The organism is Rhodococcus sp. 06-1460-1B, assembly GCF_002258475.1.
Taxonomy (GTDB): Bacteria; Actinomycetota; Actinomycetes; order Mycobacteriales; family Mycobacteriaceae; genus Rhodococcoides; species Rhodococcoides fascians.
Genome location: NZ_NOYS01000006.1, coordinates 373360 through 387056, shown reverse-complemented (window position 1 = coordinate 387056; position 13697 = coordinate 373360). Strand labels below are relative to the sequence as shown.

Genomic DNA, 13697 nt, shown 5'->3' with positions numbered 1-13697 from the left:
TGCAAGGAGAATCATGACGATTCAGGACGCGTACGCGCCGACCCGATCTGTGCCGACGGTATCTGTGTCGAGCCGAGCTGTGTCGACGGGACCTGTACCGGCACGATCCGCGCTCGCCCCGCTGTGTCGTCCCGACGGCCGCGACACGCTGATGGCGCGCTACCGCGAGGTAGCGCACGCCATGCCGGACGCGGCCGCGTTGCACGCGGCAGGGACGTCCCTGACCTTCGACGAGTTGCTGCATCGCGTGTATTCGCAGGCACGCAAGATCGCTGCCCTGCGCCCGTCCGATCACCGGCCCCTCGCCGTCGAGGCGGACGCGTCGGTCGACTCGATCGTGCTGATGCTGGCCGTCATCGCTGCAGGCCACCCATTGGTTCCGCTGGATCCGCAACTCCCCCGCGAGCGCCGCGACCGCATCGTCGAACAGGCCAAGGCCTCGACCCTCGATTCGATGACCGTCGACGCAGCGGTCGATTCCTGCGTACCGCTGCCGACGGTCTCGGGCGGCCACACCGCGGTGATCAACTTCACGTCCGGGTCCACCGGTACGCCCAAAGGCGTCGTACTCAGTCATCGCATGTGCCTGACCAAGGCGTACGAGGTATCGACCGCGCTGGGGTTGGGCACCCACGATCGCGTCGGCGATGCCCTTCCCGTCAGTTTCGGCGCGGGCCTGAACACTCTGTTCGCCGGGCTGCTCAGCGGTGCCACCGTTCACTGCCGTGACCCTCGATCCGGCACGGTCGGCAGCATCGCAGAGTGGGTAGCGGACCACTCGCTGACTACGTTGCACTGCTCGTCGTCGCTACTGCGCGCCGTTGCGGGCCAAGTCACCGTACCCACGCTGCGCGTCGTCACCACCTACGGAGAATCACTGCACGCCGACGACGCCCGCCGCTTCCGCCTGGCTTCCGACAACCGCGCCACACTCGTCAATTGGTACGCGACCACCGAGGCCGGGGCCGTCGCGTTCAGCGAGTACCCCCTCGACCGTGCGCTACCGTCCGGCTTTCTGCCCGCGGGCACACCCGTCGCGGGAAAGCTCGTCGAGGTCGTTGCTGCCGATGGCTCCCCGTGCGAACCCGACGTCATCGGCGAGGTGCGCGTCACGTCGGCGTGCCTGGCCGACGGCTATCTCGAGGATGTCGGCGTGGACTCGGAGAAATTCGCCGCCCTCGGCGACGGCCTGTTCCGCTACCGCACCGGCGACCTGGGCCGGTTCGATCAGGACGGAACATTGCAGCTCGCCGGGCGCATCGACGACGCAGTCAAGGTACGCGGCTACCTCGTCGAACCGGCCGAGGTGGAGGCAGCACTGCGCGCGCTGCCGAACATCGACGATGCCGTGGTGATCGGCAGGAGATCCGGTGCCGATACCGACCTCGTCGCGTACATCTGCTCCGACCGCACCGTCCGGGCGAGCCAGGCCGACATCAGGGCAGCCCTGCGCCGAACCCTGCCGGAATGGATGGTGCCCACCCACATCGTTGCGCTCGACGCCATGCCCCGCAACGAACGCGGCAAGATCGACCGCAGAGCACTGCCCGAGCCGTCCGACCGACGCGTCGAACGCACCGCGGTCGGCCCCACCGAATACATCGTCGCGGAGGCCGCTCGCACTGCACTCGGACTGGACGCCATCGGGCGGGACGAGGATTTCCTCGAACTCGGTGGCAACTCGCTGACCATGACGGCGATGCTCGCCCACTTGCGCGAGAACCTGAAGATCGACCTCGATCCGCAGGACGTGTTCGCGTCGACCACCGTGCGAACGCTGGCGACCACCGTCGACGCTCGGCTTCGCGACACCGCCGCCGCACGTCGGCGCTCGTCCGGTGTCCACGACGTTCTGGTCCCGCTGCGCACCGGGGGTACCGGAGCTCCGATCTTCCTGATCGGTGGTGCCGGTGTGGGCGCGATGGCGTTTCTCGATCTGGTCAAGCACCTCGACGCCGACCGTCCCGTCTATGCCCTGCAGGCACACGGCCGAGGCACACGCGGGCGACCGGACCGGACCATCAGAGCCACTGCGGCACGGTATGTCGACGCGATCCGCACGGTGGCCCCCGACGGCCCGTTCCATCTTGTCGGCCACTCGCTCGGCGGCTGGATCGCCATCGCGATGGCAGAGAAGATCAGAGATTCCGGCGTCGGTACCCCGCATCTGTTACTTCTCGACACCCGGCTGTTCCGTCATCTCCTGGACCGGCTTCCCGGGGGTACGTCTGTCCCGGCAGCGCCGCCCGCACCGACCAGAGAAGACGCCGGCTTCCATCTGGGCCGTGTCGGTACGGCCGCGCTGTGGCTGCGTATGCAATTCGCTGGGCTGCTGCGGTATCCGACGACCATGGAATGGTTGGTGTTCGCCAGCATCGGGTACGTGGCGTTGAACAAGCATGTGCCGACTCCGTGGTCGGGGTCGATGACTGTGGTTCGCACCACCGAGAACGTCAAGGACCTCCGGTCGTGGCGAGCAGTCGCTCACGGCGAGCTGACGTTCGTCGATATCACCGGCCACCACGCGAACATGTTGCGCGGACCGATGGCGAAGGAACTGGCCGACATCATCGACGACACCGTCGACAACGCGCGCTGACTGGGAATATCACCCGCGACGGCCTGTCGCGGTGGCGGCACAGCTTGTACGTTTGTGCCGGACGGCTAATTAGCCGAGCCACCGGCCCGAACCGAGACAGGGAGGTCGACCATGAGCGCATCGTACGAACTGCAGTCGGTGGAACTACACAAGGACGTCTTGCGGTACGTCGATATCGGCGACGGGCCGCCCGTGATTCTCGTCCACGGGCTGCTCGGATCGCACAAGTCCTGGGGCCCGCAGATCGAGCGACTGTCGGACCGGTATCGGGTCATCGCACCCGACCTGTTCGGGCACGGTGACTCCGACAAACCGTCCGGCGACTATTCACTCAGTTCGCACGCGGCCACCATCCGCGACCTGATGGAGTACCTCAACATCGACTCGGCACCACTGGTCGGCCACTCGCTCGGCGGCGGCATCGTCATGCAGATGACGTACCTCTTTCCCGAACGGGTCGATCGCCTCGTGCTGGTCAGCAGCGGCGGGCTCGGCCCGGAGGTCAGCCTGCTACTCAAAGCCGCGACGCTACCCGGCAGCGAACTGGTGCTTCCGATGTTGGCCTCGGATTGGTTCCGCAGGAACACCGAAGGTGTGCTGGCTCGACTGGGCAAGTGGGGGGTTCCGGTAGAGCCCGGCCCCAGCATGGCCGAGACGTGGCGCTCGTTCCGATCGGTCGCAGACCGGTCGACGCGGGAGGCATTTCTGGCGTCGACGCGGGCCGTCGTGGGTCCTCGCGGCCAAACCGTCAGCGCCAAGCAGCATTTCGAGAAGTTCGAGTCCATTCCCTCGCTGCTGATCTGGGGCGGCAAGGACCGCATGATTCCCGCCAAGCATGCGGACAACATCCGACGCGAGGTACCCAACAGTCGCGTCGAGATCTTTCCCGACGCCGGCCACTTCCCGCAGCTCGACGAGCCGGACTTCTTCTTCCGGCTACTGGACGAGTTCTTGGCCGCCAACCACACCGACTCGAGCGACGCGGACCACAGCGCGCCGACGGAGATCACCCCGGCAGCCATGCCGCTGCAGCGCCCGTGAGCGTCATCCCGATGTTCCCGCTCGGCAGCGTGTTGCTGCCGGGCGAACGTCTCCCGTTGCACATCTTCGAGCCTCGATACCAGGCACTGGTACAGGACTGTCTCAAGATGGACGATCCCCGTTTCGGCGTCGTTCTCATTGCCCGGGGGCACGAGGCAGGCGGCGGCGACGTCCGACACGACGTGGCGACGATCGCCCACATCATCGGTCACGAGGCCATCGGAGACGGCAGGTATCTGCTCGAATGCGTCGGCGGTGAGCGGATCCGCATCGACGCGTGGCTCCCGGACGACCCCTACCCACTGGCCGACGTCCGCGCATGGCCCGACGCAGACGTCGATGCCGTCATCGCCGACACGCAATTCGCCGCTACCTGGACCAAGGTCGAGGATCTGTACGAGCTGATCGGTCGGCTCGAATCCTCCGGGGACATCCTGACGCCGGGCGTTCCGGATTTTCTGAGCCTCCCGATTTCGGCCGTCGAGAAGATCTGGTCACTGGCCTCGTTGATCCCGATGGGCCAGTCCGACCGACTCGACATCCTGTCGGCACCGGACGCCCCGTCGCGCTTGAAGGCACTCGACGACGCGATCGAAAACGTCACGGCCGTCGTGCAATTCAGACTTCAGCCCTGACCGGAGCCAGCCCGGCGAACCCAGAAAAGAAATCAGGCCCGGCACCATCGGTGCCGGACCTGATCTTCGTAGTAGCGGGGACAGGATTTGAACCTGCGACCTCTGGGTTATGAGCCCAGCGAGCTACCGAGCTGCTCCACCCCGCGTCGGGTGATACCCACGGTACATGCCGTCGTGGCAGACTCCCAATCGCCAGGTCAACGCTCTACGGTTCTTCTATGCCCACCGAGTCGTCACCCGTCCTGTCTTTTCCACACCAGGCGGTCGCACAGATCACGCTGAGCAACCCTCCGGTGAACGCCTTGACCCAGCCTGCGACGCGACGTCTGCGGGCGATGCTTCGCGAGCTGGCCGACAACTCCTCCGTCCGGGCCGTCGTGCTCACCGGCGACCGGGTGTTCAGTGCCGGTTCGGACATCTCCGAAATGCCCGCGATGCAGGCGGCAGGCGACGTCCTCGAACGCAAGAGCAATGTCGAGAACGCGACCCTCGAATTACTGGCCGACCTACCGCTCCCGACGGTCGCAGCGATCGACGGCTTCGCCCTGGGCGGTGGGCTCGAGATGGCGCTGTGCTGCGATCTCGTCGTCGCCGACGCGGGTGCCCGCCTCGGCTTGCCCGAGATCGATCTGGGGCTCGTCCCCAGCAGTGGCGGGACCATGCGTGCGTTGCGGCGGGTGGGTCAGTCGCGCGCAGCCGAACTGGTGTTGCTCGGCGAGCCCATCTCTGCCGAGACCGCTCTGGAATGGGGTCTGATCAACAGGGTGGCTCCACGCGGTGGGTCCTTGTCGATGGCACTGGACCTGGCACACGTGCTGGCCGCGAAGTCCCGCTCGGCCGTGCACGCGAACAAACGAGCTCTCGCGCTCACGTTCGGGCAGTCACCACACGAACCGGCACGACGCGCACTGCCGGTGTTCGAGGAAGCCTTCGAGTCGGCCGACGGCCGAGAGGGCGTACGGGCCTTCCTCGCCAAGGAATCACCGAACTTTCGATAGCCGGGCCCGCGCGAGAAGTGCTGCACCGGTGACGATCTCCCATCCGATGATGGTGTAGACGGAAATCCGCTCGAACGCTCCACCGCCGAGGATGCCGGTATCGGCGAGAAACAATGCGAAACCGGCCAGCCCCGCGACACCGGCGACCGCGCTGGCCGTCGTGTACCAGCGAGGTGCGCCGACGCGTCCGCCGTACCGGCCTGCAGCCAGGAGCACCAGGTTTCCACCGATGATCGCCATACCCGCGCCCGCTGCATGGGGAGTCGATGCTCCGTCGACCGAAGCATGCGCGAGCCCGACCACGATGCTGCCGACGCCGTGCACGACCGACGTGCCCAGCACGATCCAGCGCGCTCGACCCTCGAACAACACCGACAATCCGAGGCCGGCAAGAACGAACAGCGTGCCGTCGACCACGAAGCCGGTGTTCATCACCGGGTGCCACGGTGAGATGTCCGGAATCCCGAGGTCACTGATGTTGTTGCGCGCGTAGCTGTACGGTCGGTCGGTCCAGCCCAGCGCCGAAATCGCTTCGGCAGCGAGGTAGGTCACCCCGCCGGCAAGAAAGGCTCCAGCGGCCAGGACGGTAGTTCTCTTCACGACTGCAGTATTCACCGCGCTCTACCCGATGGGTCATTCCGCAGGCTCCACTCCCGGCCACCCCGATGCACCGGGCTTGTACCGATTGGTACAGTACCGGCTCATGAGCGATCGCCACGACGTGGTGCCGATACTCGCAGGAGTGTTCCGCGACCACGGGTTCGACGGGTCGTCCCTCGCGGTCATCAGCAGATGCACTGGACTCGGCAAAGGCAGTCTCTACCACTACTTTCCGCGGGGAAAGCAGGAAATGGCCGAGGCAGTCCTCGACGACGTCGAGCTGTGGTTCCACCACAACGTCTTCGAGCCGCTGCGGCACGGAGACGACGCGGCGTCGACGACCCACGACATGTTCGAGCAGACCGCCCGCTATTTTCGGTCCAATCGCCTGGTGTGCCTGTTCGGCGCGTTCACGCTCGGGCTCGAGCGTGCCACCTTCTCCAGCCGTGTCGCCGCGCATTTCACCCAGTGGATCGAGGCACTCACTCCGGTGCTGCAGCGGCTCGGACACGGCGACGCGGCGGCCGAACTGGCCGAAGAGATCGTCGCCGGGATCCAGGGGGCGTTGGTGCTGGCGAGGGCATTCGACGATGCCACACGATTCGACCGGGTGCTGGGCCGACTCGAAGCCTCGGCCGCACGCGTGTCGGCGGGAGTGCACGCATGACACCTGACGACACGACGCCCAAGCCGGCACCCGAGCTGAAGACCTTCGGGATACGAGAGTTGTTGCGACTGATCGTGATCGGGTCGGTGCTGACGTACTTTCAGTTCGTCGCCATCGGCCGCTGGGTTCGTGCGCCGCGGCGCGGCTGGCCGGTTCACGCCTCCAAGGCCGTCGTCGACGCGTTCTTCGTGCTCGGCCCCACCTTCGTCAAGGTGGGGCAACTGATGGGTTCGTCGCCCGGACTGTTTCCCAAGGTCCTCGCCGACACCTGTCTGCGATGCCTGGACGAGGTGCCGCCGTTTCCCGGGTCGCAGGCCCGCGCGGTGATCGAGGCAGACCTGGGCCGGAGCGTCGAGGAGTTGTTCTCCTCGTTCGACGACGTACCTCTCTCGTCTGCCTCGGTCGCCCAGGTACACCTGTGCGTGCGCCGCGACGACGGCCGCGAAGTGGTTATGAAGGTGCAGCGGCGAGGCATCTACCACCGCATGAAGATCGACCTGCGAATCGCGTATCTCATCGCGCGCGGTCTCGAGAAGTTCATTCCGTTCTTCGCCACGGCCAACGCGTCGGCCATCATCGTCGACCTGCACGCCGCGACGTTCGCAGAACTCGACAGCGCAGTGGAAGCCAAGCGCCAGCACAGCTTTCGCAGTGCAATCGGGGCATTCGGCGACAACAAGCACGTCACCGCACCCGAGGTGTTTCTCGACTACTGCGGTGGACGCGTGATCTGCATGGAACGCATGCACGGCTCGCCGCTGGACCGGTACCGGCCCGGTGAGCAATCGGAGCTGATCGTTCGCCGTGCCGCCAAGGTCTGGATGGAGGCCCTGGTACTGCACGGCCTGTTCCACGGCGACGTGCACGCGGGAAACGTCTGGGTGCTCGACGACGGCAGAGTGGCCTTTCTCGACTTCGGCGTCATGGGCGAGGTGGACGAGCAGTGGCGCGCGTTGTTGCTCGACCTCTTCCACGCCACGGTGATCGACGGCGACTTCACCCGCCTCGCCGGTACCGTCAAACGTCTGGGAATCGTTGCTCCGCAGATGGGTTCGGACGCCGAGGTCGGCGCGATTCTGCAGTCGGTGTTCGCGCCGATGCTCTCGACCACCCTCGCCCACTTCAGCCTGGCGGATTTCATCCGGGCGTTGGTCGGCATGGGCAAGCAGTACAAGACGTCCAGTCCCGAGGAACTGATCCTGGTGGCCAAGCAGCTCGGCTACTTCGAGAGGTATGCCATCGAACTCGCACCGAACTGGGCGTTGGGCACCGACCCGTTCGTGTTCAAGAACGTCTTTCCCGCCGAGATCGCAGCGCTGTCCGAGGCACGGGGCATCGAGCTGCCGGAGTGATCCGGCAGCCCGCGCACCCGATCACAGACTGAAGTCGAGTACCACTTTGCCTGCTGCCGTTCGGTTTTCGAGCGAGGCGATCGCTGCTGCCGCGTCGGAGACGGGGAAGACGGACGGCTCGGGAGCCACGAGCGAACTGTCCGCGAGCAGCGGTTCGATCTCGGCCCACTGAGTGGCCAGGTAGCCGGGGCGCGTCATCCACCACGCACCCCACCCGACGCCGACGACATCGACGTTGTTCAACAGCAACCGGTTGACCTTGACGGTCGGGATCTCGCCACCGGTGAAGCCCAGCACCAGGATTCGGCCCGACGGCGCGAGCGAACGGATACTGTCGGTGAATCGGTCACCGCCCACCGGATCGACGACCACGTCGACGCCACGGCCACCGGTCAGCTCCTTGACCGCGTCCTTCCAGCCGTCGACCAGTACGACGTCGGTGGCTCCGGCGGCTCGCGCGATGTCTGCCTTTGCTTCCGAGCTCACCACTGCGATCACCCGTGCTGCCCCGAGCACCGGAGCCATTCGCAGAGCGGAGGTTCCGATCCCGCCCGCCGCGCCGTGCACCAACACCGTCTCGCCCTGCGCCAAGCGGCCGCGCTCGCGCAACGCGAAGTGCACCGTCAGATCGTTGAACAGCAAGCCCGCGCCCGCAGTGAGCGACACGGACTCGGGCAACGCGAACACCGTGTCGGGCGAGACGACGGCGACCTCTGCCATACCGTCACTGAGCCCCGTCAACGCTGCCACGCGGTCTCCGGCCGAGAAGCCGGAATCCGCCGGAGCCGACCGCACGATGCCGGCGATCTCGCTGCCCGGAACGAACGGCAACTCGGGCTTGTACTGGTACAGCCCACGGGTGAGCAACGCGTCGGGGAACGCGACGCCCGCGGCCCTGACCTCGATGACCACCGACCCATCACGCGCGGTGGGTTCGTCGATATCGGCAACGGTCACCGAATCGGGTCCATCGAGACTGGAGATCTGTACCGCGCGCATGAAGTGTCCTCTCGGTCGGGATCGTTCCCTGCCTGCCACGGTACAAAACTGCCGTACTCACCGCCGCTACCGGCATCCACTCCTGGTGATGTGCTCCAATCGAGGGGTGAACACCACTCCCCTCACCGTCGTCTCGCCCGACGGCACCGCCCGCGGCGGCGTCATCGTCATCCAAGAAGCCTTCGGGGTCACCGACCACATCGTCGACGTCTGCAATCGGGTCGCGGCCGCAGGCTGGGTAGCCGTGGCTCCGCATCTGTTCCACCGGCAGGAGGGTGTGAGCGTGCTCGACTACTCGGACATGGATTCCGCCATGGCGGCCATCGGGAAACTCGAGGCGGACGAGGTGGACTCCGACGTGGACGCGGCGGCGAGTGCGCTGGCCGAACTGGGGTTCGAGCCCTCGTCCATCGCGATCGTCGGTTTCTGCATGGGCGGGACCGTGGCCTTCCATACCGCGGTTCGACGGCAACTCGGTGCGGCCGCCACGTTCTACGGTGGCGGAATCACGAAGGGCCGCTTCGGTTATCCCGCGATGGCCTCGGTGGGCGACGCCCTCCAGACACCGTGGCACGGCTTCTTCGGAGATCTGGACGAGGGCATTCCGTTCCAGGACGTCGAGACACTGCGGGAGATCACCGCCACGGCACCGGTCGGCACCGAGATCACCCGATACCCCCACGGCAAGCACGGCTTTCACTGCGACGACCGCCCTGCCGTGTTCGATGCCGCAGCCGCAGGCGACGCGTGGACCAAGACCCTCGAGTGGTTCGACGCGCATGTCGCACGCTGAGCACCCTCGCTCCGACGCCGAACTCGCGGAGGAGACCGAACGCATCGTCGCGTTCTGGACCGAGCTGGCGTTGCCCGGTCTGTTCGACGTCCACACGCACTTCATGCCGAAGAACGTGATGGACAAGGTATGGAGCTACTTCGACAGCGCAGGCCCGCTGACGGGCAGCGTCTGGCCCATCTCGTACCGCTTCGCCGAAGACCGGCGGCTGCAGGTGATTCGAGGGTTCGGCGTGCAGCGATTCACGTCGATGATCTACCCGCACAAACCTGCGATGGCAGCCTGGCTGAACTCCTGGGGTGCCGACTTCGCGGCCCGCACCCCCGATTGCCTGCAGACTGCGACGTTCTATCCCGAGGACGGAGCCACGCAGTACGTCGAGCAGGCGGTGACGAACGGAACCCGAATCTTCAAGTCGCACATCCAGGTCGGGAACTACTCGCCCAACGACCCGCTGCTCGACGGCGTCTGGGGCACCATTTCGGATGCGCAGATTCCGGTGGTCATCCACTGCGGCTCCGGACCGGCACCCGGCTCGTATACCGGCCCCGAGCCGATCGCCGCACTGCTGCAGCGGTTTCCGACGCTACCGCTGATCGTCGCGCACATGGGCATGCCCGAGTACATCGACTTTCTCGATCTGGCCGATCGATACGAGAACGTACGCCTGGACACCACCATGGCCTTCACGGATTTCTCCGAAGCCGCTGCGCCGTTTCCCCGGCACGAGATGCCGCGGCTGCTGGACCTGCAGGATCGCATTCTGTTCGGGAGCGACTTCCCGAACATCCCGTACCCCTACCTGGACGCGCTGCAGGCGGTGAGCCGTCTCGGACTCGGCGACGAGTGGGTTCGCGCCGTGTGCTGGAGCAACGGCGCGGCCCTGTTCGGCTGAGTCCCGTTCGCGGGTCTCAGCCCACCCAGAATTCGGCGATACGCTCGGCGATGGCGGTGCCCTGCGCCCGGCCCGCTGTTGCCGCCGCTGCGCGCACGGCGATGTCGGTGGGGTCGGGTCCGATCGCAGCCGACGAAGCCGCGTCGGGAACGATCACTTCCACCTTCGAGCCGCCCTTGACCAATTTTCCCCGTTCGACCTCGAAGGGGTCGCCTTCCAGGTCGAGTGCACCGACCTTGAGCACCAGCACCTTCTCGAAACCCACCGCCAGATCGGCGTTCTCGCTCGCACGGATACCGCCGTCGACGTAGCGGTGATCGCCGATCGTCACCGGCGGCCACATGCCCGGGATCGCGCAGCTCGCGGCCACGGCGTCGATGAGCTCGACGCCCGATCCCCGGTCCAGTACTCGATGGCGCCCTGTCAGGGCGTCCACGGTGACGATCCGCAGATCACGGTCGGGCCACGAGTGCTTCGTCAGTCGGCGGGCGATGATGGCTCGTCGTTCCCGTTCGCTGATCGTCGATGTCGCCAGAGCTTCGGCACCGATGCGCCTGCGGGTGTCCAGCGCACTGCCGTCCGAGTTCTGGGCTGCTCGGGCCAACATGGTGACGAGCTCGTCGATGGTGGCCTCGGCGTGTGGCTCGTTGTCCTGCTTCGACTCGTCCGCCTGACGCTCGAAGAACTCCGACACCGGGGTGCCGCTCGAGATCTGAGCGGCCACCGAAGAACCGGCCGACGTTCCGAGCAACATCTCGGCGTCGCTGACATCGGCCCCGGCCTCGGCCAGTCCCAGAAGGACGCCTGTCTGCCACGCAATGCCCGCTACACCGCCGCCGCCCAATACGAGCGCTCGTCTGGCCATGGTCGTAACCCCGTTCTTCCGCTGGACCCGTCAGGAACTTACAGCCCCGCCGCCGACCCGCGGACGTAACCACGTGATCAGGTCGTCGAGCACGCGTTCCTGCTCCGGCTCGTTGAAGACTTCGTGGAACAACCCGTCGTAGGTTTTCAAGGTCAGGTCCTCGGATCCCGCCAGTTCGACGATCAGCTCGCTGCCCGAGACATCGGCCAACCGGTCCGCGGTTCCGTGCTGCAGCAACACCGGAATGGTCAGCGACGGCAATCTGGCGGGATACGTACGACTCTCCTGCAACAGTGCTGCCGCGAGCCCGGCCGTGACGCTGCCGTGATAGCCCAGCGGATCGGCGACATAGGCGTCGACGACGGCCTTGTCGCGGGAGACGTCGTGGGGGTCGAGTTTCAGCACCGGCAGCGACGGCACGAACCTGCCGAGGACTGCACCCACCGCGACCAACGCTTTCGGCTGGCCCACGGACGGGTTGACCGCAGGCCCGGACAGCATCAGTGCGTCCAGATCACCCTGATGGTCCAGGGCGTAGGACAGTGCGATGGCACCGCCCATGCTGTGTCCGAGGAGGAAGGTGCGGCTGCCGGGGTGCTGCTCCGCCGCGATGCCGAAGAGTGTGTGCAGGTCGTCGGTGAAGTCCGACCACTTCGCCAAAGAGACTCGTTTGCCGCCGGATCGCCCGTGCCCGCGGTGGTCGGGTGCGTAGACGACGAGGCCGAGCGAGCCGAGCCGCTCGATCACGTGTCGGTACCGACCTGCGTGCTCGGCCAGGCCGTGGGCCAGCACCAGAACGCCGGTAGGCGAATTATCGGCGGCGACGTCCGGGGTCCAGACGTCGTAGACGATACGAGTTCCGTGTACCCCGGCGAACGACGACTCGACATGCTGCATTCGGTCACCGTACAAGGACCGCGACGCCTTCGACGGCCCATCGCTCGAACCCCACAGATTCGTCTAGGTAACTATCCTCAGAGGCGTGGCGATGTACTTGTGACAGACCACCACCGCACCCCCTCGTACCGCGTGGGCAGCCTCGAAGATCAGGAGTGAGTTCACGCATGCCCGACAAGGACGCCGCAGGGGCCTCGCCGACGTGGCGCGATCCCAAGCGTTATCTCTGGCCGCTCGGCCTGACGATTCCGCTGAGCCCGTTCCTGGCGTGGGGCTTGGTGACACTCCTCGGACCCGGCGCATTCTGGGCACTCGGGCTGATGATCATGGGCATCGCGCTGCCCCTGGTCGACAAGTTCGCGGGCGTCGATCGCAGCAATCCACCCGACGAGGCTCTCGCAGCACTCGACAAGGACAAATACTACCGGTGGTGCGTCTACCTCTTCCTCCCGCTGCAGTACGCCGGCCTGGTGGCCGCGTGTTACCTGTGGGCCCACGGCCCACTCGGCACACCGGAGAGGATCGGTCTGGCCGTCACTGTGGGCGTCGTCGGCGGCGTCGGCATCAATGCCGCGCACGAACTGGGGCACAAGCGCGAGAACGTCGAGCGGTGGCTCTCCAAAGTCACTCTGGCGCAGACGCTGTACGGCCACTTCTACGTCGAGCACAACCACGGCCACCATCTGCGCGTCGCCACCCCAGAGGATCCGGCGTCGGCGAAATTCGGTGAATCGTTCTGGAAGTTTCTGCCACGCACGATGATCCACGGTCTGCATTCGGCCTGGGATCTCGAAACCCGTCGACTCGCACGGTCGGGCTCGTCACCGTGGACGCTGCGCAACAACCTTTTCAATGCGGCCGCGATGAGCATCGTTCTGTTCGGGGCACTGATCGCAGTGTTCGGTTGGATCGTGTTGCCGTACCTACTGATTCAGGCCGCCATCGCCATCGTCCTGTACGAGGCTGCCAACTACCTCGAGCACTACGGCCTGATGCGCACCAGGCGTCCGGACGGTCGCTACGCCAAGCCCTCGCACCGGGACAGCTGGAACAGCGATCACCTGTGGAGCAATCTATTTCTGTACCACCTGCAGCGCCACAGCGATCATCACGCGAATCCGGTGCGCCGCTACCAAGCACTACGAACCGTCGACGAGTCCCCGCAACTCCCGGCCGGATACGCGGTGATGATCTTTTGCGCGATGGTTCCGCCCTTGTGGCGCAAGGTGATGGATCAGCGCCTGATGGACTTCTACGACGGCGACCCGAGCCTCGTCAACGTCGACCGCACCGATCGCACCGCGGTCCGCCGCCTCGAGAAGCTGACCGGGGCGCGAGCGCAGTCGTAGCGTCGAC

At 66.0% G+C, this 13697-nt stretch carries 13 protein-coding genes and 1 tRNA gene; 9 read left to right on the top strand and 5 right to left on the bottom strand.

The window, feature by feature from the left end; translation table 11 throughout:
- The first annotated feature begins 13 nt into the window (after positions 1–13).
- The 3 genes from CH268_RS03850 (at position 14) to CH268_RS03840 (ending at position 4275) form a co-directional block, all read left to right on the top strand.
- Complete coding sequence (locus tag CH268_RS03850) at positions 14–2599, top strand: alpha/beta fold hydrolase (protein ID WP_094662226.1); 2586 nt, start codon at positions 14–16, stop codon at positions 2597–2599.
- A 111-nt stretch (positions 2600–2710) separates the two neighbouring features.
- On the top strand, positions 2711–3640 hold the full coding sequence (locus CH268_RS03845; RefSeq protein WP_027495200.1) for an alpha/beta fold hydrolase: 930 nt from the start codon (positions 2711–2713) through the stop codon (positions 3638–3640).
- Complete coding sequence (locus CH268_RS03840; RefSeq protein WP_094662228.1) at positions 3637–4275, top strand: LON peptidase substrate-binding domain-containing protein; 639 nt, start codon at positions 3637–3639, stop codon at positions 4273–4275. The genes CH268_RS03845 and CH268_RS03840 overlap by 4 nt, the downstream gene beginning before the upstream one ends.
- A 72-nt stretch (positions 4276–4347) precedes the next feature.
- Here CH268_RS03840 and CH268_RS03835 read toward each other — a convergent pair.
- A tRNA-Met gene (locus CH268_RS03835) sits at positions 4348–4421 on the bottom strand.
- Positions 4422–4493: 72 nt separating this feature from the next.
- Between CH268_RS03835 and CH268_RS03830 the strand changes: the two genes are divergently transcribed.
- A complete protein-coding gene (locus tag CH268_RS03830; protein WP_027495198.1) occupies positions 4494–5273 on the top strand; it encodes an enoyl-CoA hydratase/isomerase family protein in 780 nt (259 codons plus the stop codon).
- Here CH268_RS03830 and CH268_RS03825 read toward each other — a convergent pair.
- Positions 5256–5873: a DUF998 domain-containing protein gene (locus CH268_RS03825; RefSeq protein WP_176457822.1), complete on the bottom strand. Its 618-nt coding sequence runs from the start codon at positions 5871–5873 to the stop codon at positions 5256–5258. The genes CH268_RS03830 and CH268_RS03825 overlap by 18 nt on opposite strands.
- 103 nt (positions 5874–5976) lie before the next feature.
- On the opposite strand from CH268_RS03825, the gene CH268_RS03820 reads away from it, so the two are divergent.
- Both CH268_RS03820 and CH268_RS03815 read left to right on the top strand, forming a co-directional pair.
- Positions 5977–6540, top strand: a complete 564-nt coding sequence (locus CH268_RS03820; protein ID WP_176457823.1) for a TetR/AcrR family transcriptional regulator — start codon at positions 5977–5979, stop codon at positions 6538–6540.
- On the top strand, positions 6537–7892 hold the full coding sequence (locus CH268_RS03815; RefSeq protein WP_094662232.1) for an ABC1 kinase family protein: 1356 nt from the start codon (positions 6537–6539) through the stop codon (positions 7890–7892). Before CH268_RS03820 ends, CH268_RS03815 begins: the two co-directional genes overlap by 4 nt.
- A 21-nt stretch (positions 7893–7913) precedes the next feature.
- On the opposite strand, the gene CH268_RS03810 is transcribed toward CH268_RS03815, so the two are convergent.
- Positions 7914–8891, bottom strand: a complete 978-nt coding sequence (locus tag CH268_RS03810; protein WP_094662234.1) for an NADPH:quinone oxidoreductase family protein — start codon at positions 8889–8891, stop codon at positions 7914–7916.
- Positions 8892–8997: 106 nt separating this feature from the next.
- Between CH268_RS03810 and CH268_RS03805 the strand changes: the two genes are divergently transcribed.
- Positions 8998–9684, top strand: coding sequence for a dienelactone hydrolase family protein (locus CH268_RS03805; protein ID WP_048318810.1), 687 nt, complete (start codon positions 8998–9000; stop codon positions 9682–9684).
- The gene (locus CH268_RS03800) at positions 9671–10579 is read left to right on the top strand and encodes an amidohydrolase family protein (RefSeq protein ID WP_094662236.1); all 909 of its coding nucleotides are present in this window, start codon (positions 9671–9673) and stop codon (positions 10577–10579) included. The genes CH268_RS03805 and CH268_RS03800 overlap by 14 nt, the downstream gene beginning before the upstream one ends.
- A gap of 16 nt (positions 10580–10595) precedes the next feature.
- Here CH268_RS03800 and CH268_RS03795 read toward each other — a convergent pair whose 3' ends face one another.
- The gene (locus tag CH268_RS03795; RefSeq protein WP_094662238.1) at positions 10596–11444 is read right to left on the bottom strand and encodes a patatin-like phospholipase family protein; all 849 of its coding nucleotides are present in this window, start codon (positions 11442–11444) and stop codon (positions 10596–10598) included.
- 30 nt (positions 11445–11474) lie between these two features.
- On the bottom strand, positions 11475–12341 hold the full coding sequence (locus CH268_RS03790; RefSeq protein WP_094662240.1) for an alpha/beta hydrolase: 867 nt from the start codon (positions 12339–12341) through the stop codon (positions 11475–11477).
- Between the two features lie 167 nt (positions 12342–12508).
- On the opposite strand from CH268_RS03790, the gene CH268_RS03785 reads away from it, so the two are divergent.
- A complete protein-coding gene (locus CH268_RS03785; protein ID WP_094662242.1) occupies positions 12509–13690 on the top strand; it encodes an alkane 1-monooxygenase in 1182 nt (393 codons plus the stop codon).
- Positions 13691–13697 lie beyond the last annotated feature (7 nt).

Bases quoted from the DNA above. Each gene is read 5' to 3' on its own strand.
- CH268_RS03850 (WP_094662226.1), top strand. From the start codon at position 14: ATGACGATTCAGGACGCGTACGCGCCGACCCGATCTGTGCCGACGGTA.
- CH268_RS03845 (WP_027495200.1), top strand. From the start codon at position 2,711: ATGAGCGCATCGTACGAACTGCAGTCGGTGGAACTACACAAGGACGTC.
- CH268_RS03830 (WP_027495198.1), top strand. From the start codon at position 4,494: ATGCCCACCGAGTCGTCACCCGTCCTGTCTTTTCCACACCAGGCGGTC.
- CH268_RS03820 (WP_176457823.1), top strand. From the start codon at position 5,977: ATGAGCGATCGCCACGACGTGGTGCCGATACTCGCAGGAGTGTTCCGC.
- CH268_RS03815 (WP_094662232.1), top strand. From the start codon at position 6,537: ATGACACCTGACGACACGACGCCCAAGCCGGCACCCGAGCTGAAGACC.
- CH268_RS03810 (WP_094662234.1), bottom strand. From the start codon at position 8,891: ATGCGCGCGGTACAGATCTCCAGTCTCGATGGACCCGATTCGGTGACC.
- CH268_RS03800 (WP_094662236.1), top strand. From the start codon at position 9,671: ATGTCGCACGCTGAGCACCCTCGCTCCGACGCCGAACTCGCGGAGGAG.
- CH268_RS03795 (WP_094662238.1), bottom strand. From the start codon at position 11,444: ATGGCCAGACGAGCGCTCGTATTGGGCGGCGGCGGTGTAGCGGGCATT.
- CH268_RS03790 (WP_094662240.1), bottom strand. From the start codon at position 12,341: ATGCAGCATGTCGAGTCGTCGTTCGCCGGGGTACACGGAACTCGTATC.
- CH268_RS03785 (WP_094662242.1), top strand. From the start codon at position 12,509: ATGCCCGACAAGGACGCCGCAGGGGCCTCGCCGACGTGGCGCGATCCC.